This window comes from Neobacillus niacini, from assembly GCF_046591715.1.
Taxonomy (GTDB): Bacteria; Bacillota; Bacilli; order Bacillales; family Cytobacillaceae; genus Neobacillus; species Neobacillus niacini_L.
The window spans coordinates 443608-464500 of the sequence record NZ_JAWVNQ010000002.1; the positions used below are offsets into that span (position 1 = coordinate 443608).

Annotated in this window: 18 protein-coding genes and 1 riboswitch; of the genes, 10 read left to right on the plus strand and 8 right to left on the minus strand. The window is 37.0% G+C overall.

The genetic code is table 11. The features are described from left to right. Nucleotides 1-138: 138 nt before the first annotated feature. The 3 genes from SFC47_RS09480 (at nucleotide 139) to SFC47_RS09490 (ending at nucleotide 2027) form a co-directional block, all read left to right on the plus strand. Nucleotides 139-1359 carry a helix-turn-helix domain-containing protein gene (locus SFC47_RS09480; RefSeq protein WP_411254028.1) on the plus strand — a complete coding sequence of 407 codons (1221 nt, stop codon included), beginning with the start codon at nucleotides 139-141 and terminating at the stop codon, nucleotides 1357-1359. 12 nt (nucleotides 1360-1371) lie between these two features. Continuing rightward, complete coding sequence (locus SFC47_RS09485) at nucleotides 1372-1512, plus strand: hypothetical protein (RefSeq protein ID WP_411254029.1); 141 nt, start codon at nucleotides 1372-1374, stop codon at nucleotides 1510-1512. Between the two features lie 104 nt (nucleotides 1513-1616). Then, nucleotides 1617-2027, plus strand: coding sequence for a cytosolic protein (locus SFC47_RS09490; protein WP_307308694.1), 411 nt, complete (start codon nucleotides 1617-1619; stop codon nucleotides 2025-2027). 47 nt (nucleotides 2028-2074) lie between these two features. Here SFC47_RS09490 and SFC47_RS09495 read toward each other — a convergent pair whose 3' ends face one another. The 8 genes from SFC47_RS09495 to SFC47_RS09530 all read right to left on the minus strand — a co-directional run bounded on the left by SFC47_RS09495 (nucleotide 2075) and on the right by SFC47_RS09530 (nucleotide 12801). Next, nucleotides 2075-2638: an FAD-dependent oxidoreductase gene (locus SFC47_RS09495; RefSeq protein WP_411254030.1), complete on the minus strand. Its 564-nt coding sequence runs from the start codon at nucleotides 2636-2638 to the stop codon at nucleotides 2075-2077. Nucleotides 2639-2761: 123 nt separating this feature from the next. Then, nucleotides 2762-3964 (minus strand): MFS transporter, encoded by a 1203-nt coding sequence (locus tag SFC47_RS09500; RefSeq protein WP_411254031.1) that lies wholly within the window; start codon nucleotides 3962-3964, stop codon nucleotides 2762-2764. A 15-nt stretch (nucleotides 3965-3979) separates the two neighbouring features. Further along, on the minus strand, nucleotides 3980-4393 hold the full coding sequence (locus tag SFC47_RS09505) for a MarR family winged helix-turn-helix transcriptional regulator (RefSeq protein ID WP_411254032.1): 414 nt from the start codon (nucleotides 4391-4393) through the stop codon (nucleotides 3980-3982). 160 nt (nucleotides 4394-4553) lie between these two features. Then, a complete protein-coding gene (gene metH / locus SFC47_RS09510; protein ID WP_411254033.1) occupies nucleotides 4554-8003 on the minus strand; it encodes a methionine synthase in 3450 nt (1149 codons plus the stop codon). Next, nucleotides 7984-9843 (minus strand): bifunctional homocysteine S-methyltransferase/methylenetetrahydrofolate reductase, encoded by a 1860-nt coding sequence (locus SFC47_RS09515; RefSeq protein WP_411254034.1) that lies wholly within the window; start codon nucleotides 9841-9843, stop codon nucleotides 7984-7986. The genes metH and SFC47_RS09515 overlap by 20 nt, the downstream gene beginning before the upstream one ends. A 10-nt stretch (nucleotides 9844-9853) precedes the next feature. Further along, complete coding sequence (gene metC, locus SFC47_RS09520; RefSeq protein WP_411254035.1) at nucleotides 9854-11032, minus strand: cystathionine beta-lyase; 1179 nt, start codon at nucleotides 11030-11032, stop codon at nucleotides 9854-9856. Continuing rightward, a complete protein-coding gene (locus SFC47_RS09525) occupies nucleotides 11032-12147 on the minus strand; it encodes a methionine biosynthesis PLP-dependent protein (protein ID WP_411254036.1) in 1116 nt (371 codons plus the stop codon). The genes metC and SFC47_RS09525 overlap by 1 nt, the downstream gene beginning before the upstream one ends. An 80-nt stretch (nucleotides 12148-12227) precedes the next feature. Continuing rightward, nucleotides 12228-12341: riboswitch (SAM riboswitch) on the minus strand. Between the two features lie 97 nt (nucleotides 12342-12438). Then, complete coding sequence (locus SFC47_RS09530; RefSeq protein WP_411254037.1) at nucleotides 12439-12801, minus strand: helix-turn-helix domain-containing protein; 363 nt, start codon at nucleotides 12799-12801, stop codon at nucleotides 12439-12441. A gap of 346 nt (nucleotides 12802-13147) precedes the next feature. Between SFC47_RS09530 and SFC47_RS09535 the strand changes: the two genes are divergently transcribed. From SFC47_RS09535 to SFC47_RS09565, 7 genes are all read left to right on the plus strand, one after another. Beyond that, nucleotides 13148-14071, plus strand: coding sequence for a glycoside hydrolase family protein (locus tag SFC47_RS09535; protein WP_411254038.1), 924 nt, complete (start codon nucleotides 13148-13150; stop codon nucleotides 14069-14071). A 43-nt stretch (nucleotides 14072-14114) separates the two neighbouring features. Then, the gene (locus SFC47_RS09540) at nucleotides 14115-14849 is read left to right on the plus strand and encodes a YveK family protein (protein WP_411254039.1); all 735 of its coding nucleotides are present in this window, start codon (nucleotides 14115-14117) and stop codon (nucleotides 14847-14849) included. Further along, nucleotides 14842-15477, plus strand: a complete 636-nt coding sequence (locus tag SFC47_RS09545) for a CpsD/CapB family tyrosine-protein kinase (RefSeq protein WP_411254040.1) — start codon at nucleotides 14842-14844, stop codon at nucleotides 15475-15477. Before SFC47_RS09540 ends, SFC47_RS09545 begins: the two co-directional genes overlap by 8 nt. A 50-nt stretch (nucleotides 15478-15527) precedes the next feature. After that, on the plus strand, nucleotides 15528-16985 hold the full coding sequence (locus tag SFC47_RS09550) for an oligosaccharide flippase family protein (protein WP_411254041.1): 1458 nt from the start codon (nucleotides 15528-15530) through the stop codon (nucleotides 16983-16985). 1 nt (nucleotide 16986) lies between these two features. Further along, a complete protein-coding gene (locus SFC47_RS09555) occupies nucleotides 16987-18267 on the plus strand; it encodes an O-antigen ligase family protein (RefSeq protein ID WP_411254042.1) in 1281 nt (426 codons plus the stop codon). 8 nt (nucleotides 18268-18275) lie between these two features. After that, nucleotides 18276-19328, plus strand: coding sequence for a glycosyltransferase family 4 protein (locus SFC47_RS09560; protein WP_411254043.1), 1053 nt, complete (start codon nucleotides 18276-18278; stop codon nucleotides 19326-19328). A 114-nt stretch (nucleotides 19329-19442) separates the two neighbouring features. Beyond that, the gene (locus SFC47_RS09565) at nucleotides 19443-20840 is read left to right on the plus strand and encodes a sugar transferase (protein WP_411254044.1); all 1398 of its coding nucleotides are present in this window, start codon (nucleotides 19443-19445) and stop codon (nucleotides 20838-20840) included. Nucleotides 20841-20893: the final 53 nt, after the last annotated feature.

Genomic DNA, 20893 nt, shown 5'->3' on the forward strand with positions numbered 1-20893 from the left:
ATCTGGTAATTTTTATCAGGTGGCTTATTTTTCCTTTTTTATTATTTTTTAAATAGTCTGAAACAAATATGTGGAAGAGGTGGCAGTGTTGGTATAAAATAGGGGAAAACGGAAGAGCTTCTAGAGGGTGGTTATGATATGGAATTTGGTCCATTAATTAAATACTACAGAACCCAAAGAGGGATCACGCAAAAAGAACTTGCTGCTGGGATCTGCTCTATTCCTCACTTAAGTAAAATAGAAAATAATTCAAAAGATGCAAATGAAGAAACAATCTCCTTACTGCTAGAAAGGCTGGAAGTCAGCTTTGAAGAAATGGAGGAAAAAGAGGAATTAATTAAAACTTTATTAAGAGACTTTGGTGAGAAAATCAACTTTTATTTACGAGAAGAAATAGAAGATATCTACCAAAAGCTTAAGGAGATTGAACATGTAATTCCTTTTTCTGCTCATATGTATTCCTATGAATTATATAAATATCGCTATCTATTATTCAAGGGATTACTTTCGGAGGCTGAGGTCCAAAGAGACCTGCTGCAAAAGCAAAAGAAAAATTTTTCCCAACATGAAGGGTATTTATTTCGTTATTATAATGCTGTATTTTTAATATTGAAGGGTCAGTTTAAAAAAGCAGATGCGATCTTCGATGAAATATTTCTGGAAAACAATAATGAAAGAGTTAATGGTGAATTTCTATACCACTGGACATTTGTTAAAGGTGCACTAGATCAGTCTGGACATGCCATACACTTTGGCAGACAGGCACTGCAAATTTTTATGAATCAACATAATTTTTATCGAATTCTCCATACTCTTATGCTGCTTGGGATTAGCTATTCTAGGTCTAATATTTACGAGGAAGCACAGTTGTGCTTCAACCATTTAATACGGAATGCTGAACTATTAAAAGAAGAGAAAATCCTGCCGCAAATCTATCATAATATGGGTTTCCTGCAGGATAGAATGAACAATGTAAAGGATGCTTTAACGTATTATGAAAAAAGTTTATCCCTGCACACTGTAAAAAATCAGCATTACCTAGTTACGTTATATGCAATTGGAGAAATTCATTACAAATTAAACTCACTTGAGAAGGCGAAGGAATGCTTTCTAAATGTCAAATCTCTCGCAAAGGAGACTGGAGTGAGGAAGCAAAGTCTTCTGGCAGACTTTTATCTAATCCGTATGGACTCACCTGAAAAGGCAATGAGATATTTAGAATCAAAGGTAATCCCTTTTTTAGAGGGTGCGAAAGAACATAAGGATGATAGAATCCGTTATTACAAATTGCTGTCAGAATACTACAATGAGAATGGAAAGTATCTGGAGGCAGTAAATTATCTATCAAAAATTACTTGAGGAGGAAGAAAAATGAAAAAGGCAATAGTACTATTATTCTCACTCTCATTATTATTTCTTTTAACACCTGTACAGGATGTAAATAAACATACTTCATTTGATACGGCCGTTTCAAAGCCGAGTGCGGATCCTATTTTTCCACCAGTAGGATAAGTTGTTTGTAAACCTTCAAGACAGTAAATTTCCTGTCTTGAAGGTTTTTTTTGTTTAATAAAGGGCAAAGTAATTTATATGTGTTTACTAAGGAGGAATAGAAAATGAAATCATTTGTTGTAGGTTTTCATCAAGAAGACAATGTGGATTCCATGCAGATACAAAAGCTGAGCCAGGAGGACTTTGAAAAGGCGACAGAAGGCGGTACAAGACATCTTTTTGATTTAGATACGAATATAGGCTTTTTCGTCTTCTTCGATGCAGAAGACGCTGATGGGGATGTGTCATATATGGTGCTTCAATATGAGGACCCAACTGGAGAGGATGGAAGTGAAGACCCTGTGGGCTGTTATTCTTTCCAATTGAAAGATTTTTATGAATTTACTGCACTCTATCTAAACGATCTTGAATTTAATGAAGAAGTTAGCGAAGAGGAAGAAGAATACGGGCCGATTCACCATCTTGCGCACCTTCTGTTCCATATTGTTGAAGAAGGAAAAGATCTAGAGGTATGAAGCAATGACAAAACCCCCTCTAAAAAGGGGGTTTTGATGTTTTTTGTTTATGCCTTTAAAACATCATGGTCAACATAGCGTTCACCATTCAATTCACTGATTACATTAATGGCAACCTTTGCTCCGTCACCTGCGGTAATAATAGTATGTACACTAACACCAGCTGCAGTTCCGGCTGCCCATATACCTTCTACATTCGTTTTCCCTTGTGTATCTACATCAAAAATTGCTTTGACTCTTGGCTCAGTACCAGGTTTAGTGGTAATTCCTGCTTTTTCAGCCACATCAACCAGGAAACCAGTTGCAACAATAACATGCTTTGCTTCGTGCTCACCGTTGTCAGTTTCTACCTTAAAACCGCCATCAACTTTCGTGATGTTGGAAACTGTAGCTTGGACGATTTCGCCGCCAAATTTAGTAACCTGCTGTTTCCCAATTTCTACAAGGTCGGGTCCGGAGATTTCTGATACACCATAATGGTTCTCTACCCATGCACGCTTTGTAGCACTCTTATCATTGTCAATTACGAGTGTTTTCTTGCCTGCTTTTGCAGTGAATAACGCAGCACTCGCACCAGCTGGTCCAGCACCAATTACAACAACATCTAACATATAAAAACCCTCCATTCAAAAAATTATCATACAAAAAAAGTGTAACCTAATGAATTGGAAAAGTAAAAATCACTGCTCATTTACATAAAAAAGAACCATCAAAGAAATGATGATTCTAGTTCTCTATTGCTCTTTTACATTTAAGTATTGCCGGCGTTTCATTTCTGGCTTTCTCACTTGCATGAAGTAGTAGAGAACAGCTCCAATCAGAATATAGAAGGAACTTAGGAAGTACATGGAGCCAAAATCCATTTTTGCAGCGATTAGTCCTACCAGGAACGAACCTAGTGCAATACCAATATCGTAGATTGATAGGAAGGTAGCTGTTGCCAAACCTCGTTTTCTAGGTGCAGCGTTTTGAATTGCAATTGTTTGGAAGGTTGGGAACAATGTGCCCCAGCCTAAACCAATCATTCCGGCTGAAACTAGGAACATAATTGCTCTAGTGCTCTGACTTAAGACAAACATACCCAGGGCAAACAAGACAATGGATGGGAAAACAATTACATTAGGACCATAGTGATCGAGCCATCTTCCTGTAAAAGGTCTAGACAGTAATAAAATTATCGCGTATACCACAAAGAATAGACTTGAGACTTCGGAAACATGTATTTCTTTTGCATAGACAGATACGAAAGAAAGCAGGGCAGAATAAACAATAGCTAAGAAGCCGCCTACAATGGCAATGGATACTGCAGAAGGTTCAATAAAGTTTTTTAAGGAAAATGCTGGAGTGATAACCCTTTTACTAAGTTCCTCCGGTTTTGATAACTTGACAGTAAGGCCAGTAATTAGCGCTCCAATGGCGACGATGACGGACAGGATGAACATCGTTTCGGCGCCCCACTGTTGGATGGCTGTCAAGCCCACAAACGGTCCTAGTACCATTGCCATGTTTGTTGACATAACGAAGTATCCCATTCCTTCACCTCTTCGAGAGCTCGGAATTAGGTCTGCTACAATCGCTCCTACAGCGGTTGTTGCCATTCCAAAGCCAACACCATGCAGCAAACGGATCACCAAGAAACCTGTTACGGTTGTTGGGAAAAAGTACAATAGTGAAGCAGAAGCAAAAATAATAAGAGCTGTTACTAACACTTTTCTATTGCTGCTTCGTTCAAGCCATTGACCAGCAAGAGGCCGTGAAAGAATGGCCGAAAGTAAGAAAACTGTAGTCATTAAGCCCGCCTGTGAAGCATTACTGTCAAATTCCTGCAATGCAAAAATAGGAAGGGTGACGAGTAAGATATAAAAAGTTAAGAATAGAAAGAAATTACTCAAAGAAATATTAATAAAATCCTTGGTCCATAATTTAGGTTTGTTCATATTTTCACTCCTTTATTACAAAAGCTGCTTTAACCAAACACTTTGCAATGTTAATAGTTCTTGTTGTGAGGTTTCTGGAAAATTCATTAATAGTGCTTGGTTGCACTGGGCAACAGCATGTTCCCAATTAGGAAATTCTATAATTGCTTCCTCCGTTAACTGAATATGCTTCTCACGTTTGTCCTTGCCGGGTATTTGTTTTACATACCCTTGTTTAACAAGCCGTTGAACTGTACGTGTCATAGGAGGAGCCTCGACAAATAAATATTCTGATAGCTCTTTCTGGGTTAGTGAGCCTTTTGTATGTAAAACAAAGAGAACAGACCATTGAGCGCTATACAATCCAAATGGTTTCAGAGCTTCATTTAATTTATTGGTCAATTGCCGGGAAAGTTGATGAAGTGTATGAAATAATGCATGGTTGGTCAAATTTATCACTCCAAACATAAAATTCGCAAATTAGTTACCTAAGTAATTAATTTGTTTGCCTAGGTAACTATATAGATTTTAGAGGGGAATGTCAAGGTAGAGGCAGGAATATAGGAGTTTAGATATAAAATAACCGCGGAAATAAATCCGCGGTTCTGTGTTAACGAAGGACATTAAAGTATCTTGCTTCAGGATGGGCAAATACCATAGCAGATACGGATGCCTCTGGCTCCATCATGCAGCCTTCAGTTAGTTCAATTCCGATTTCTTCTGGATGAAGTAATCCGAATAGCTTTTTCTGATCCTCTAAGTCTGGACATGCTGGGTATCCAAAGGAGAAGCGCTGTCCTTGGTATTTAGCTGCAAATCGATCCTGCATCGTGAAGTCAAGCGGATCTGGGAAGCCCCAGCGATCGCGCATTTGACGATGGATTAATTCTGCAAAGCCTTCAGCTGATTCAAGTGCTAAAGCTTGCAGGGCGTGGCTCTCAAGGAAACGGCCTTCTGCTTTTAACTGGTCAGCCTTTTCACGTATTCCTCTGCCGGCGGTTACGGTAAAGAAACCTACATAATCCTTTTCACCGCTGTCTACTGATTTAATAAAATCAGCCAGGCATAAATACGGTGCAGAATCCTGACGTGGGAAATCAAATGTCTCAATAATAGTATTAGGGTCTTGTGGATCGTAAATAAAAATTTTATTTCCGTCTGACTGTGCCGGGAAGAATTGATAGACAGCAGCAGGTAAAATCCAATTTTCTTGTTTCGCGTCTCTTAATAAGCCATCAACAACCTCTTTAACCTTTACAGCTTTTTCATTTCCTTCAGAAATCAATTTAGCAACTTTTCCTTTTACCCCTAGGTGGTGGCCGATTAACATTTGCATATTGATGTACGGCTCAATATGGGAAAGGGAATAGGTTTTTAAAATGTGCTTCTTTGTATCCATCGGTGTGAAAACCGGTACCTCCGTTGAAACGGATGGTCTCACTTTAACAGCTGTTGATACAGCTGATCGAGTTGGTAAATCTCGTGGAACCTCAATAGAAGCTAGTTTTTCATTCTTTTCAGCAACTAGTTTTTCGTACTGTTCAGGAGATTGAATCTGGTTGGCAAGTGAAAGGCCTGTCATGGCATCCTTCGCATAAAGAACAAGTCCATCATACTCTTTTGCAATCTTGGTATCGGTGAACTTTCTAGAAAGTGCAGCGCCGCCTACCATTATCGGAGTTGAGATTCCTGCTTCTTTCATATCCTGCGCCGTTAACACCATTTGCTGTGCAGATTTAACCAGCAAGCCTGATAAACCAACGATGTCTGGTTTTTCTTTTTGAATTACTTGAACCAGTTCAGTTGGTGTTACTTTAATCCCTAAATCATGAACATCATAACCGTTATTGCTTAGAATAATGTCTACTAGGTTTTTCCCAATATCATGCACATCACCTTTAACGGTTGCTAAGATCACCTTCCCTTTGGAAGCAGAAACATCACCTTTTTCCATAAATGGTTCTAGATAAGAGACGGCAGCCTTCATGACTTCTGCACTTTGGAGAACCTCGGCAACAATCAGCTGATTGTCATTGAACAGTCGGCCTACTTCTTTCATGCCTTCCATTAATGGCCCATTAATAATATCAAGCGGAGCAGGATACTCTTCAAGTGCTAACGTCAAATCGGGCAAGAGGCCTTCCTTGGTGCCTTCAACCACGTAGTATGAGAGTCGTTCTGCCAAACTCATATTTGGTACAGTACTCTTTGTCTCTCTCTTCTTCCCTCGATAAAACTCTGTAAAGGTTGCTAATGTTTCATCTGTTGTATCAAATAAAAGTGCTTCTGCTAATTCAACTTCTTCCTTTGAGATAGAAGCGAACCGCTCTAGTTTTTCAGTATTTACTATCGCATAATCGAGACCAGCTAATGTACAGTGATATAAAAAGACGGAGTTTAAAATTTCCCTCCCGACAGGTGGAAGACCGAAAGAAACATTGCTGATACCTAGAATGGTTTGAACCTTAGGAAGATGTTCTTTGATTAACTTTATACCTTCCACCGTTGCTTTTGCAGAACCAATATATTGTTCATCACCCGTCCCTACAGGGAATACAAGCGGATCAAAAATAAGGTCCTGCGGCTTTAAACCATATTTATTGACTAAAATGTCATGGGACCGTTTAGCAATTTCCAATTTCTTTTCTGCTGTTACGCCCATGCCTTTTTCATCAATTGTACCTACTACAACAGCTGCACCATACTTATGAACGAGTGGAATAACTGCTTCAAATCTCTCTTCACCATCTTCAAGGTTGATTGAATTAATAATCGCTTTTCCCTGAGAGTATTTGAGTGCTTTTTCAATTACCTTTTCGTCAGTTGAATCGATAACAAGCGGAGCTTTTATCTTTTTTACCACCTCTGGAATGAAATTCTCCATATCGCTTAATTCATCACGATCAGGGTCAGCCAGACAGATATCAATAACATGTGCGCCTCCTTTTACCTGGGCACGTGCAATCTCTGCAGCTTCTTCAATTTTACCTTCGTTAATAAGGCGTTTGAATTTACGAGAGCCAATTACGTTTGTACGTTCTCCGACCATAATCGGGCGCAGTGTCGGATCATCGTAAACAAATGGTTCAATACCTGAAACCATATGGAAATCAGAAGGCTGTGCCTCGCGTGGGGAGTACTTTTTCATTTCGTCTGAAATGGCTCGAATATGATCCGGCGTTGTACCACAGCAGCCCCCAACAATATTTAACCAACCATGGGCAGCAAAATCAGCAAGCTTCTTCGCCAATATTTCAGGTGTTTCATGATAATGTCCTTCTTCATCTGGAAGACCTGCATTTGGATAACAGATAATCGGAGTTGAAGCAAGATTAGAAAGCGAGCGGATATGATCCTGCATAAATTCCGGACCAGTCGCACAATTTAGCCCTACTGCTATCGGGTTCATATGCTCTAGTGAAATGTAAAAGGATTCTATCGATTGTCCCGCAAGGGTTGTACCCATCGGTTCAATGGTTCCGGATACAATTAAAGGAAGAACTTTACCTGTTTTGCTAAATGCATTTTTTATTCCAATAAAGCCAGCCTTAACATTCAGCATATCCTGACTTGTTTCAAGAAGGAGAAGGTCGACCCCGCCGTCTATTAACCCAATCGCTTGTTCTTCATAAGCAGCTGCCAGGGCTTCAAAAGTGGTTCCACCCGTAACACTCAAGGTCTTGGTAGTAGGACCCATTGATCCTGCAACATAACGCGGCCACTCTGTAGTAGAAATTTTATCTGCTTCCTTTTTGGCAATTTGACCAGCTATTTTATTTAATTCATAAGCTTTAAAGCCTAAATCGTAATCGTCAAGAACAATGCTTGTGGCCCCAAAGGTATTGGTTTCAATGATATCTGCACCAGCCGCTAAGTATTCACGATGAATTTTCGCGATTGTCTCAGGGGCTGTTACATTTAAGTACTCGTTACAGCCCTCATATTGCTCGCCGCCAAAGTCCTCAGCCGTTAAATTTGCTTGCTGAATCATCGTACCCATTGCACCGTCCATCACTAGAATTCGTTTCTGCAGTTGTTCACTAAATGGTGCTTTCGACATAGCTGTTCCCCCTAATCTGACTAGCACGCTTTTTTGCATATACAGCCAATTCTGTTGTTAGCTCGTATCGTAAGAATGGTGTGATTAAATAAATTCCATTAAAAAGGTCAAGTGCTGTGTCAATTAATGATTTTGTAATTTCAATTCCTTCACGTGCAGCTTGAAGAGGCTGATCACCTAGCGCTGACATCCGATCACGAATGGATTGCGCAATTTTAATTCCAGGAACTTCATTATGAAGAAATTCAGCATTTCTGCTGCCTGTTAAAGGCATTAACCCAATATAAATTGGGGCTTTTAAATGTTTGGTATGTTCATAGACTTCAAGTAATTTCTCCTCAGAAAAAACTGGCTGTGATATGAAATAATCTGCTCCAAATTCAATCTTTTTCTCTAGACGCTTAACCGCTTTTTCTACAGAGCGGACATTGGGATTAAAAGCACCAGCAATACTAAAAGCTGTTTTTTGGCCCAGGTCTTTACCAGAAAAAGATAAACCCTCGTTTAACTGTTTAATCATTTGAATTAGTTCAAAGGAAGAGACATCGTATACAGATGATGCACCAGGGAAGTCACCAACTCGTGCAGGGTCACCCGTAATCGCCAGTACATCATGCATTCCAAGCGTATGAAGCCCCATTAGGTGAGATTGCAAGCCAATAATATTGCGGTCTCTGCAGGCAATATGGATAAGCGGCCGCATACCTAATTCTTGTTTAACAAGATAACCTAAAGATTCATTAGAAATCCGCACCTGAGCTAAAGAGTTATCTGCCATCGTAATTGCATCGATTCCTGCTTCTTTCAACGCCTTTGCGCCTTCAAAAAACTTGCTTGTATCAAGCTTTCTAGGAGTATCTAATTCTACGATTATTGAAGTTCTCTCTTTCACCAATTCTTCTAGTGGTTGAAAGTCGCGTTTGGCTGCACTGGATTCAACAATGATTTTCTTATCTTTTATTTTTACAACCTTTTCTGTGACCGGTTTCGCATTTTTTAATTCTGAAGCAAATGCTGAGATATGTTCGGGTGTTGTACCACAGCAGCCTCCAAGTAAACGAACACCTTGATTCCGGAAGGACTGAGCCGATTTGCGGAAATAATCTGCATCCCCTTCATAATGGAATTTACCGTCCGTATAGGTTGGCAGACTTGCATTTGGATAGGCTGATAAAAATGCCTGTGAAGGGAGTTCAATCTCCTCAAGTGTTTCAAGCATATGATGCGGACCAAGACGACAATTTAAGCCAATGACATTCGCACCAAGATTTTCTAGACGTTTCAGGGCTTCATTAATAGGTGTTCGATCTTGAAGAATTCCTCGCTCCTGTAGAGAAACCTGACCAATTATTGGAACCTGGGTTTCTTTCCTTGCTATAGAAAGGACGGTTTCCAGCTCTTCAAGGTCATAAAAGGTTTCAAATAATAAACCATCCACACCTTCAAGCAATAAACAATATAATTGTTCACGGAAGCTTCTCTTTATTTCTTCAATGGTTATCGCATTACTTTTTATTCCGCGATTGCCGCCAATCGTTCCTAACACATACGCATTTTTTTGGGCTGCTTTTTTCGCATTTTGGACAGCGGCAGCATTTATTTCTTTAACAGAATCCTCAAGGCCGTATCTTTGTAATTTTAAGTAATTAGCTGCATAGGTGTTGGTTTGAATAACATCAGCACCTGCATCAATATAGGCTTTATGGATTTCCTGAATTTTTTCTGGATGTGAAAGATTAAGTTCTTCAAAACAACTATCAGTTCCGAAAGAATAGAGGAGGGTGCCCATTGCTCCGTCAGCAATTAAAATCTGCTTTTCTAATTTTTCTAATAGACTCATATTATCACCCTCATTTTACAGTCAGTTGTTTTTCATTGATTACTTCAAGTGCTTGAGAAAAGTCTTTAATGAGATCTTCAGGATTCTCTAGACCCACTGATAGACGCAGAAGACTATTTTTAATTCCTCTTTTTTCCCTTTCAGCCTGTGGCATAGCCGCATGAGACATCTTAGCTGGATAAGATAGTATGGATTCTACCGCCCCAAGACTAACCGCAAATACTGGTATTTTCACATTTGAGACAAAGGTTCTTAATGCTTCTTCATCAGAAAGTTCGAATGATAATACCGCTCCTGCTCCGGCTGCTTGTTTCTGCTGCAGTTCATGCTGCGGGTGATTTGTAAGAGCTGGGTAATATACCTTTTCAATAAGTGGGTGTGACTCTAAAAACTCAGCAATTTTAAGAGCAGATTTTTGTGATTGTTCAAGTCTTACATGAAGGGTTTTTAACCCTCTAAGTACAAGCCATGCATCCTGTACCCCAAGGACAGCACCAAAAGAATTTTGTAAGGAATACAGCCTGTTGCCTAATTCTTCATCTTTTACTACGGCAAGACCTGCAACTACATCACTATGACCAGATAAAAACTTCGTTGCACTATGAAGTACAATATCCGCTCCAAGCTCTAAAGGTCTTTGGTATTGTGGCGTTAAAAAAGTGTTATCTACATACGTAATGGCGTTAATTTCTTTTGCCAGCGAGCTTATACCTTCAATATCGGTAACCTTTAAGGTTGGGTTAGAAGGTGTTTCAACATAAAATGCTTTTGTGTTAGGCTTAATGGCATTTTTCACTTGAGTAAGGTCTGTCATATCAACAAATGTATGCTCAATTCCGAAACGAGTAAGTACCTGAGTAACCATGCGGAACGTACCGCCATACACATCCTCTGTGATGACGATATGGTCTCCAGCAGAGAGTAATAGGAAAGCTGTTGAAATAGCAGCCATTCCTGAAGAGAAAGCAAAGCCTCTCGTGCCGCCTTCTAATTCCGCAATAACATCCTCTAGTGCTTCTCTTGTTGGGTTTGCACTTCTCGCATAATCGTATTTTCCAAAACTTTCGATATCGAATTGGTGAAAGGTTGAGGCATGCTGGATGGGTACACTAACCGCTCCAGTAGCTGGATCGACCTTATGTTGATTGTGAAGGAGCTTGGTTTCAAAACTATAATCTGCTGAACTCATTATTGAATCACTCCTTCTTTTAATTTAGCTAATGACTGTTCAAGGTCTTGGATAATATCGGTTGGATCTTCAAGACCAACGGAAAATCTTAATAATCGGTTACAAACACCTGACTGAATTCGAATCTCTTCTGGAATATCCGCATGTGTCTGTGTCGCTGGATAAGTAATAAAGCTTTCTGTTCCGCCAAGGCTTTCAGCAAAGGTAATAAGTGAAAGACTTTGAAGGAATGGATTCACCCAAGCTTCATCTTGTAAGCGGAAGGAAACCATTCCGCCTTTACCTGGGTACAGAACATCTGTTATACCATCATGCTTAGAAAGGTATTCAACAATGGCCTTGGCATTGCTCTCATGTCTTTGCATTCTAAGTGATAAAGTTTTCATTCCGCGCATAACCAGCCAAGAATCAAAAGGACTAAGGACGCCGCCTGCACCGTTATGGTGGAAGGCTAATGCCTCACAAAGTTCTTTCCCCTTAGCAACTACAAGACCAGCAAGAACATCATTGTGACCGCCTAAGTACTTCGTTGCACTGTGAATAACAATATCCGCTCCAAGCAGGATCGGCTGCTGAAGAAGAGGAGTATAGAAGGTATTATCAACAATCAGAATAATTCCATGTCTCTTTGCAATTTTTGATACAGCCGCAATATCTGATTGCTGCATAAGTGGATTTGTTGGAGTTTCAAGGAAAATCGCCTTTGTTTGAGGGGTAATTTTACTTTCAATCTCTTCCGGACTACACGTATTAACATATTGTGTTTGAAGTCCCCATTTTTTAAATCCTTTTTCTAGTAAACGATATGTTCCTCCATATAAATCCTCGCTCACGATCCATTCGTCCCCAGACTCGAAAAGAGATAGGATAGTAAAAATTGCGGCCATTCCAGAGCTGCAGGCAAATCCTTGGTCAGCACCCTCCAGGTCGGCAATCGCCTTTTCAAGTAACTGGCGCGTAGGATTTCCGGTCCGTGAGTAATCAAATCCTGTTGACTGCCCAATCCCTTCGTGGCGGTAAGCAGTTGAAAAATAAACAGGAGGATTAACGGTGCCTGTCACCTTATCACTTCTATTTCCAATCTGAGCTAACTTCGTATCAATTTTATAAACCATTTCCTAATCCTCCTTTATATAAACAAAAAAAGTCTTCTATAAGAAGAAGACTTTTGGATGCACATTAGCACAGGTCATTCTTCTTATCTCACAAGTTAACAAATAACTTGATGGACTTAGCACCTTTTCAATGTAAATAATTGAAGGTTGCTGAGACTTCATAGGGCCATTCCCTCAGCCTCTCTTGATAAGAAAGTATAATATTTGGACTTTTTATAAAATTTACTACACTAAAGGAGGAGTGTCAATGTATTTTACAAATTAATTGAATCTTATATTTATGTAAGCGCTTTAATATTCTCTATTGTTTTTTTCCCATATTTTAAATTTAATATAGTTTATATACTCTTTAAAATCATCTTTATCAATTCCATCTTTTATTGCACTTTCAACTAAAACCTCCCATTCCTTATCAAGTACCTTCTCCACATTGTTCCTCATCTTGTCGTCAATTTGATTATTCCCAGTTAGTAGATATTCAATAGAGCTATCTAAAGGTTTGGAAACCTTCTTTAGAAAATGGATGGATGGATTTTTATTAAGGTTCCGTTCAATATAGCTTAAATAGGACTTTGAGACATTAGCAAGAGCAGCTAATTCTGAAATAGAATAACCTTTTTGTTCTCTTAAGTTTTTTAATCGTTTTGCTATCATAGGCTTCTCCTCGAGACATAGTTAAGATAACAATATTATAAATCAAAACTCGTTCTATTTATAGAACTAAATTCTGATAAAAAAAGATAATATTTTTTAAAAAGTTCGATGGATATTTGTCAAAGATTGAAGAAATGAGCGGTAAATTAGGGTTTGTTTTAATTTTTTTTTTGAAGTATACAATGCTATAATGTTCTATATATAGAATTTATGTGGAATAATACATTTTAGTCTTGGTAAATATATTTCAATTATTCTAGGAGATTATATGAATAGGAGAATCATAATCATAAGTTTTTCAGTAATTCTTTCGTTAGCAGGAGTTCTTTTCTTATATAACAACAATTTGGAAAAGTATGATAAGGACGCAGCGATGACAGCTATTGTGGAAGGCGAATATGTAAATGTGGAGGAATTTGGCGCAAATGGTAATGATTCAAAAGATGACTCTGAGTCAATACAGGCTGCCATCGATTATAGCCATAAATATAAGATTGGAAAAGTAAAGATACTTGGTAATAGGACTTATATAGTAGAACAAGGATTGGTTTTAAAAAATGGAGTTGAACTAGAATTTGGTCAAAATACAAAGATAAGAGTAGCAGGAGATTTTAAAGTAATTGATGTGAAAAAAAATGCATCAATCTCAAATGGAATCTTTGAAATTGTGGATGATCAATTTAATTCAGATGTTATATACCTTGATGGTAATCAAAGATTTTGGTCCTGGGATAGAACTCAAATCAGCAATGTTACAATCATTAACTTAACGGATTCGCATAAGGGAACAGGGCTGCATCTTTATGCTAGAGAGTCTGATCATTTCATTTCTTTTATTAATTTTTCTAATCTCAGAATTGCAGGATTTCATACCGGTGTTAAATTGGAGGCTGATAAACCAAAGGAAAAGGATAAATATAGTTTTGTTAACGGAAACCGATTTATTAATCTTACTTTGGATGACTGTGTAAGATGTATTGACATTAACAGTTCAATAAGTATTCCCAATGAAAGTTCTGGAAATCAGTTTAGCGGTCTTCAAATTCAACTTTCTGAAAATACTGAACAAGCAATTAGAGTAACCGGTTCTGATAACAGGTTTGAAGGAGTTATTTGGGATTCTCATATATTAAAAGAGAATCTTGCAATCGTAGAATTTAAAACTGATTCTATGAGAAATCGTTTAGATTCCAATCTGCGCTCAGACTTTATTAAAGATAGAGGGAAAAATAATTACTATACCTCACCTGAAGAAGACTCAGGAGTATAAAAGATAAAAGCAAACAATAAAATGATTTTCTTTGGAGGTTAGCATGGACGAAAGAATAAACTTAAAAACATTCTTATACATCATCCGAAAGAGAATTACCACCTTGATAATTACTGTCCTGACAGTATCTTTACTAACAGCTGCAATTTCTATTTTCTACCTGAAGCCAACCTATGAAGCAACTGAAAATATTATCATTGGCACTTTAGTGAAGACCGAAAGTGCATATGATTCACAGGAACTCAATATGTTACTTGCTTCAACCATCGACTTTATCAAAAGTCCAGTGGTGCTTAATACGATCCAGAAGGAGTTAAATATTAAGGACGATGAATTAGACGAAAAGATTGTTGTTCAAAACAATAGAGATTCACAAATTGTTAATGTTATAGTCAGGGATCATGATATGGAGAAAACCGCAGAGCTAGCCAATACCGTTGCAAGGGTATCCGTCAATAAGATGAAGGAAATGTTTGGTGTTACAGATATTAAACTATTAAGTGAAACAGACGGGGAGCCATCGGTAAAGCAAGTGGGAAGTACGGCGTTAAATATCGCAATTGGAATAGCTGTTGGTTTTCTTTTGGGGATCGGACTTTCAATGCTTAGAGAGTATTGGGATGACTCTGTGAAGAATACTATTGAAATTGAAAATATACTTGGGTTACCTGTATTAGGAGAAATAAATATAAAAAGTAAAAGAGGGAAATCAAAAAAACAAATACTTACAAAGCAGCCTGAAATCTTAAAGAGAAGCGGGGGGCAAATCAGTGTTTAAGAAAAGGGAGCGGAAAAACAAATGTCATCAGTTAAAGGAAGAATCAATCAGTAACGAACAAATGCGAATGATCCAAGCGAATATTGATCAAAAAATAGAATGTCATTCAACTTCGATAATGTTGACCTCCCCTAATGATGATGGAGAAAAATCAATTATTTCATCTAAGTTAGCCATATCCTTTGCTGAACAAGGAAAAAAGGTACTTTTAGTTGATGCAAATTTAAGGAATCCCTATACACATAATTGGTTTCAACTAACAAACCAAAGTGGATTTACCAATGTAATCATAGAAGAGGATGAAATCCAACATCATATAAAAGAAACAGTAATTCCGGGATTGTTTGTTTTGCCAGCAGGTCCCGCCCCCCTAAATCTTTCCGACCTCTGGGTCACTAGTAAAATAAAAGAAATGATTAGAAAAGTCCAATCGGAGTATGATGTCGTTATTTTCGAGGCTCCCCCCTTCTTAAATATATCGGATTCTCAAATCCTTGCAAACCAATGTGATGGTGTCATTTTAGTCGTTAGAGCTAATAAAACGAAAAAGGCAGATGTACTTAAGACTAAAGATTACCTTGAAAAAACAAATAACAGTATATTAGGAGTCATCTATCACACTGGATAGCAGCAGGCAATTAATCAGGGAATGATTGTCGTAATAAGGTGGCTACTTTTATGGAGAAATCAAAAAAAAATTCAATTGCTAAAAACATTTTACATCTATTTTATAGTACAGCCTTATCTAGTGTCTTTAATGGTGCTGCATTAATATTTTTAGCCTATTATTTACAGTCCTATTATTATGGGATGTTTAGCGTCGTTTTAGCAATTGCCATGATTATGGGATATTTTACAGATGCTGGACTTAGTGCCATTGTCTTAAGGGAAGGTTCCAAGAAAAACGTAAATACATCTGTACTTATTTCCTCATATGTGAAATTGAGGATTGGTTTATTGGTCTTAACCTTTCTATTTGGTTTTCTTTTCATTCATTTATCAAACTCAGGGCATCGTGAAATAATTCAAACTGCTTATTGTTTAATTATTCCATTGGTTACTGGAGTTGCTTTACAAGGCATTGGAACAACATACTTTCAACTAATAGAGAAGATGCAATATTACGGACTAATCCGAATTATTTCATCTGTTTGTTTGGTACTCACTTTATTAGTTGGAATGATCTTTCAGCTTAGTCCATTGTTTATTTCTACATTATATGGTTTTTCTTATCTTACTGCCGGGATTATTGGGGTTTATCTGGTTAGTAAAAATGTTCAAATACGTTTGTCAGGCCCTTTCCATATGGGGTTATTGCAAAATTTAGGATCATTTACTTTAGGTGGATTAGTTTTTGTCATGCTCCCTCAATTAGGTCCGCTTGTATTGGAAAAGACAATTACCTTACAGGAAGTTGGCCTATTTGCAGTTGCCTATCGAATTCCACAAGCTTTGCAGCAAATCCCGCTTATTGTTGCTGGGGCATATTCTCCGGTACTGTTTAGGTCATTTAATAATAACCTTTTGGACGATCACCTCCGATATAACATTGAGTTATTAAAAATAATTTCCTTATTTGGAATGGCTATGACAATTCCATTTTACTATTTGTCAGATTTTATTATTAATTTGTTAATTGGGGAAGAGTGGATCCACGCAGCTTTTCCACTCAAAATACTATCAGTAATGTTAACGTTACAGGCAATCAATATTGGCTTGGCAGATGGATTAACCTCTAGAGCACTACAATCCTATCGTACACGTGTTCAAATTATCTCTTGTTTATCGGGGATCTTTCTTTATATGTTCTTAAGTCAATCATTTGGCGTTACTGGTGCAGCTTTTGCAGGTGTAATCATTGAAGGAATAGCGTTTTTAGGGTTTTGGATTTGCATTCCAAATCGCTGGATTATTGCAAAAAGGGTAATCATTCCTTACTTAACCTTTTTCATATTTTGTTTGGGTTTCCTAGACTTTTTTCTAAATACAATCCCATTTATAGCAGTGGTAATCCATTTCCTTTTATTGGTTTTCGTAGTAATTTTCGATAAAGAAAATATGGAGAAGATTAATTCTTTTATAAAAAAAATGGGTTTCAATCAAAAATGGAAATCAAAGAAATTCGAGGAGGGATAAGATGATTGATATAAAAGGTTCTTTAAATCCGCAGAAATACAACTTTTCAATCTTCTTTCTCTTCTTATTGATAACCCTCGCAAATTACTACATTTATGTAGGGTTTGCTATAAAACCCTATATGATTTTCTCGTTCTTGTTCTTGATGATAAATATTGGGGTATTTTACTTCCATAGGCTTCATCTGTTTGAAGTGGCGATGTTGTTATTTTACTTGGTGTATATGTTCAGTGGAGCTTTTTCATTGTATCCAGCATCAAGTCTTAGAATTATCTGTGGAATTATCCTATATCTCCTTTGCTATTTTATTGTAAAAGCAGTTATTGGAAATGCCAAAGATTCAGTGATTGAAAGAGCTCTTTCAGATGTAGGTATATTCTTTAATGGTGCTAGTCTTATTCTCTATTTTGTTGGGTTGAAAAGCCTTGGGTTTGTATTTGAAGGTGATAGGGTTTATCAATTCGGAGTCATGTTAGATCGAGATTACCCGCGATTAATCGGATTATTACAAGACCCTAATTTCTTTGTTTTTTATAATACCCTCTTTTTTTCATATTATCTTTGTGACCTGAAGTCTAAGAAAAACAAGCTTGGGTTGATCTTATGTGTATTTGCAAACATCTTAACCTTTTCTAGAGGCGGAATATTAGTAATGGCACTTGTATTCCTTATCTTCATAATTATCAAGAACCCGCTTAAACAGATCAAATTAGTGCTCGGAATTGTTATTTCACTATTTGTAACACTGTATGTTGCAATCGGTTATATGAAAGTTGATATATTTGGAATCTTACAGTCGAGAATTGAAGACTTTTCCCGGGATAACGGAAGCGGAAGATTCGAATTATGGGGAAGAGCGTTGGATTTCTTTTCTTCTCATATGATTATTGGAATTGGTGCTTTTAACTATTCAGAATATAACTTATTCAAGTATGGAGATGATCTGGAGGTTCATAATACATTTTTAGCTATCTTATCAGAGTCTGGTTTAGTGGGAATGACATGTTTTTGTCTATTTATCTTTTTATTATTACTCCAATTATACCAAAGTAAAATCCATAAAAATAAACCCTATTTATTTTTAGCTTTTATAGGAATGATTCTTCAAATGGGGTTCCTATCTGTTATTATAAACGACATGTTTTTCCTATATATTGCGATTGTAACTACTTATTTAAATAAAGAAAATCATGAGTTAATAAATGAAAAAACACCTTCACGGTCCTCCTTACCTGCCAAAAAGCAAATAGTAAAAATGAATTTTAGTATAGAAAGGAAGTGATCCAACACGTGAATATTCTAGTTTTAACGGATAAACTCATTCACGGTGGTGCAGAAATGTACTTTTGTAAATTAGAGAATCAATTAAGGCATCCAGACATCTCCTTTTACTATGCTGCAGGTCCTGGAGAATTGTATGAAAAGATCAAGCATAAAAATAACTTTATCGTGATGAGCAGAACAAAGCACCTCAAGAATGTAAAAAGGCTTAAAAAGTTGATAAACGATAAAAAGATCGACCTTGTTCATGCGAATAGTTTAAGAATGGTTTTATACTGTATATTTATAAAAAAATTCCTAAAGAGGGAATTTAAGATTGTATACACGAAGCATAATGTAACACTTCTGGAGGATAAAAACCCTGTTGTTTTTTCTCATTTATTAAATAAATATGTTGAAAGAATCATTACTGTAAGTGATTTTGAAAGGAGGAACCTTGTCAACCGGGGAGTAGAGCCTAACAAAATATCAACTATTTATAATGGTGTAGATTTACAGCAGTTTGATTTTCATCAGAAAGAAAAGGGGAATATTTTTAAAGTCGGGATAATAGCAAGGCTATCAGAAGAAAAGAATCATGACTTTTTTATTAAAATTGCAAACCAGCTTCGCAGCAATCCAAATCTAATGTTTTATATCGCTGGTGATGGACCAGAGAAAGAAAAAATTAAGGAAATGATTCAATTACATGACCTGCATCACAAGATAAAGATGGTAGGAATGGTTCACAATCCACAGGAGTTTATTAAAGAAATGAGTGTATTATTACTGACTTCCCATCGAGAAGTATTTCCAATGGCAATATTAGAAGGTATGGCAGTTGGAACTCCAATTATCACTATTAATAGAGGAGGTATTGGGGAAGCCATTATCAATAATCACACTGGTATCCTTATTAATGACCATTCAGTAGAAGACTTCTGTAATAAGATTCTGGATATTAAATCAAATGAAGATAGTATGAGACATTACATTGAGAATGCCCGAAGAAAGGTCAAAGATGAGTTTTCATTAGAACAAATGGTAAGTAATACGTTAAAAGAGTACTTAAAATGTTGTTGATAAAATCAACATTCTAAAAACCATCTTTTCAAATTTTTTTAATCAGCTGTTTCTTTATTAAGAACGTTCTTTTGTTTATTAAGAAGAATTGAATGGAAAGGAAGGAGGTTTGACATGAAGCAGGACTATAAAGGGAGATTTGTAAAACTCTTCTTGGCATTTATTGATGTTACATTAGTGTATTTAGGTTTTATTCTGGCATATTGGGTATTGGATCAACTTTCAATACCGACTGACTGGAAAATTGTGGATACTGATAGATTATTATTACTTTCGGCTTCCTCCATTTTTGTCCTTTATTTATATGACCTTTATACTGATTGGCGCCGAAAAAGCAAGCAACATTTAGTCTATTCCATTATCTTATCAATGGTCGTCTTTTCTGGTTTTGTACTGGGAATCTCAAAATGGACCCCATTTCTATCTTTTCAGTTCAGCTTTTCTGTTGCAGCCTTTATTATTCAAACCAGTCTTCTAATGTGTATCCGTTTATGTTTTTGGTCTTTTAACAAGAAAGTATTCGGTAGAAAGAAGGTCTACATTATAGCGGAAGATTCAAATATGGGAATGTATTTAGCTGATAAATTTTTAAACCATAATAAAGGCTGGTTCGAATTATCGGGGTTTATTCCACTAACAAAAAAGGGATTAATCCATGAGTATGTAGATAAGGGTGACCTTTTCCTGCTTAGCCCTTCTATAAACAAATTGGTTAAAGAGGAAATTGTGATGCAATGTATCAGACAGGGAAAAGAAATCATGGTGATACCACAATTATTTGAGCTGTCACTTCTAGGGGCTAATACACTGCAAATCGATGATATGCTTGCTATTTCCATAAAACCTCCGCGCTTAAATCTTAGTCAACAGATTACTAAACGGCTGTTTGACATTATCGTATCATTAATTTTATTAATCATCTCTAGTCCCCTTTTTATCACTTTATTTTTATTAATTCCACTTACTTCAAAAGGACCAGCACTATATAGACAAGAACGCATGGGGATAAATGGGAATCCATATTGGATTTATAAGTTTAGAAGTATGATTCAAGATGCAGAAAAAAGTACAGGACCAGTTTTGGCGACTGACAAGGATCCAAGAATTACAGTAATTGGCAGAGTGATTCGGGCTGTTCGCTTAGATGAACTTCCACAACTATTTAATGTGTTAAAAGGTGAAATGAGCATAGTTGGACCAAGGCCAGAAAGAGAATATTTCATAAATCAATTTAGTCAACAGCTGCCAGAATACTCCTTTCGACTAACTGTAAAGCCGGGAATAACAGGACTAGGTCAGGTGTTAGCTAACTATACCACCCCTGTAGAAGAAAAATTACGGTTTGACATTTTGTACATTCTCAATTATTCATTCTGGCTAGACTTTAAGATTTTGCTGCAAACGATTAGAGTTGTGCTGCAACGAGAACAAGCAGAGGGGTTAAAAGAGGGAAATGTTCGTAAACAGAAATTACTTAAAAAACTTAATCAAAACAAGGTGATCAATCATTAGAAATTAGGATTTTTAATATCCTAAATTTCTGTATTAAGAGGGGGAAGGCAGGG

What these genes read in the sequence shown, in the direction of transcription:
- SFC47_RS09480 (WP_411254028.1), top strand. Translation starts at nt 139, where the DNA reads ATGGAATTTGGTCCATTAATTAAATACTACAGAACCCAAAGAGGGATC.
- SFC47_RS09485 (WP_411254029.1), top strand. Translation starts at nt 1,372, where the DNA reads ATGAAAAAGGCAATAGTACTATTATTCTCACTCTCATTATTATTTCTT.
- SFC47_RS09490 (WP_307308694.1), top strand. Translation starts at nt 1,617, where the DNA reads ATGAAATCATTTGTTGTAGGTTTTCATCAAGAAGACAATGTGGATTCC.
- SFC47_RS09495 (WP_411254030.1), bottom strand. Translation starts at nt 2,638, where the DNA reads ATGTTAGATGTTGTTGTAATTGGTGCTGGACCAGCTGGTGCGAGTGCT.
- SFC47_RS09500 (WP_411254031.1), bottom strand. Translation starts at nt 3,964, where the DNA reads ATGAACAAACCTAAATTATGGACCAAGGATTTTATTAATATTTCTTTG.
- metH (WP_411254033.1), bottom strand. Translation starts at nt 8,003, where the DNA reads ATGTCGAAAGCACCATTTAGTGAACAACTGCAGAAACGAATTCTAGTG.
- SFC47_RS09515 (WP_411254034.1), bottom strand. Translation starts at nt 9,843, where the DNA reads ATGAGTCTATTAGAAAAATTAGAAAAGCAGATTTTAATTGCTGACGGA.
- metC (WP_411254035.1), bottom strand. Translation starts at nt 11,032, where the DNA reads ATGAGTTCAGCAGATTATAGTTTTGAAACCAAGCTCCTTCACAATCAA.
- SFC47_RS09525 (WP_411254036.1), bottom strand. Translation starts at nt 12,147, where the DNA reads ATGGTTTATAAAATTGATACGAAGTTAGCTCAGATTGGAAATAGAAGT.
- SFC47_RS09530 (WP_411254037.1), bottom strand. Translation starts at nt 12,801, where the DNA reads ATGATAGCAAAACGATTAAAAAACTTAAGAGAACAAAAAGGTTATTCT.
- SFC47_RS09540 (WP_411254039.1), top strand. Translation starts at nt 14,115, where the DNA reads ATGGACGAAAGAATAAACTTAAAAACATTCTTATACATCATCCGAAAG.
- SFC47_RS09550 (WP_411254041.1), top strand. Translation starts at nt 15,528, where the DNA reads ATGGAGAAATCAAAAAAAAATTCAATTGCTAAAAACATTTTACATCTA.
- SFC47_RS09555 (WP_411254042.1), top strand. Translation starts at nt 16,987, where the DNA reads ATGATTGATATAAAAGGTTCTTTAAATCCGCAGAAATACAACTTTTCA.
- SFC47_RS09565 (WP_411254044.1), top strand. Translation starts at nt 19,443, where the DNA reads ATGAAGCAGGACTATAAAGGGAGATTTGTAAAACTCTTCTTGGCATTT.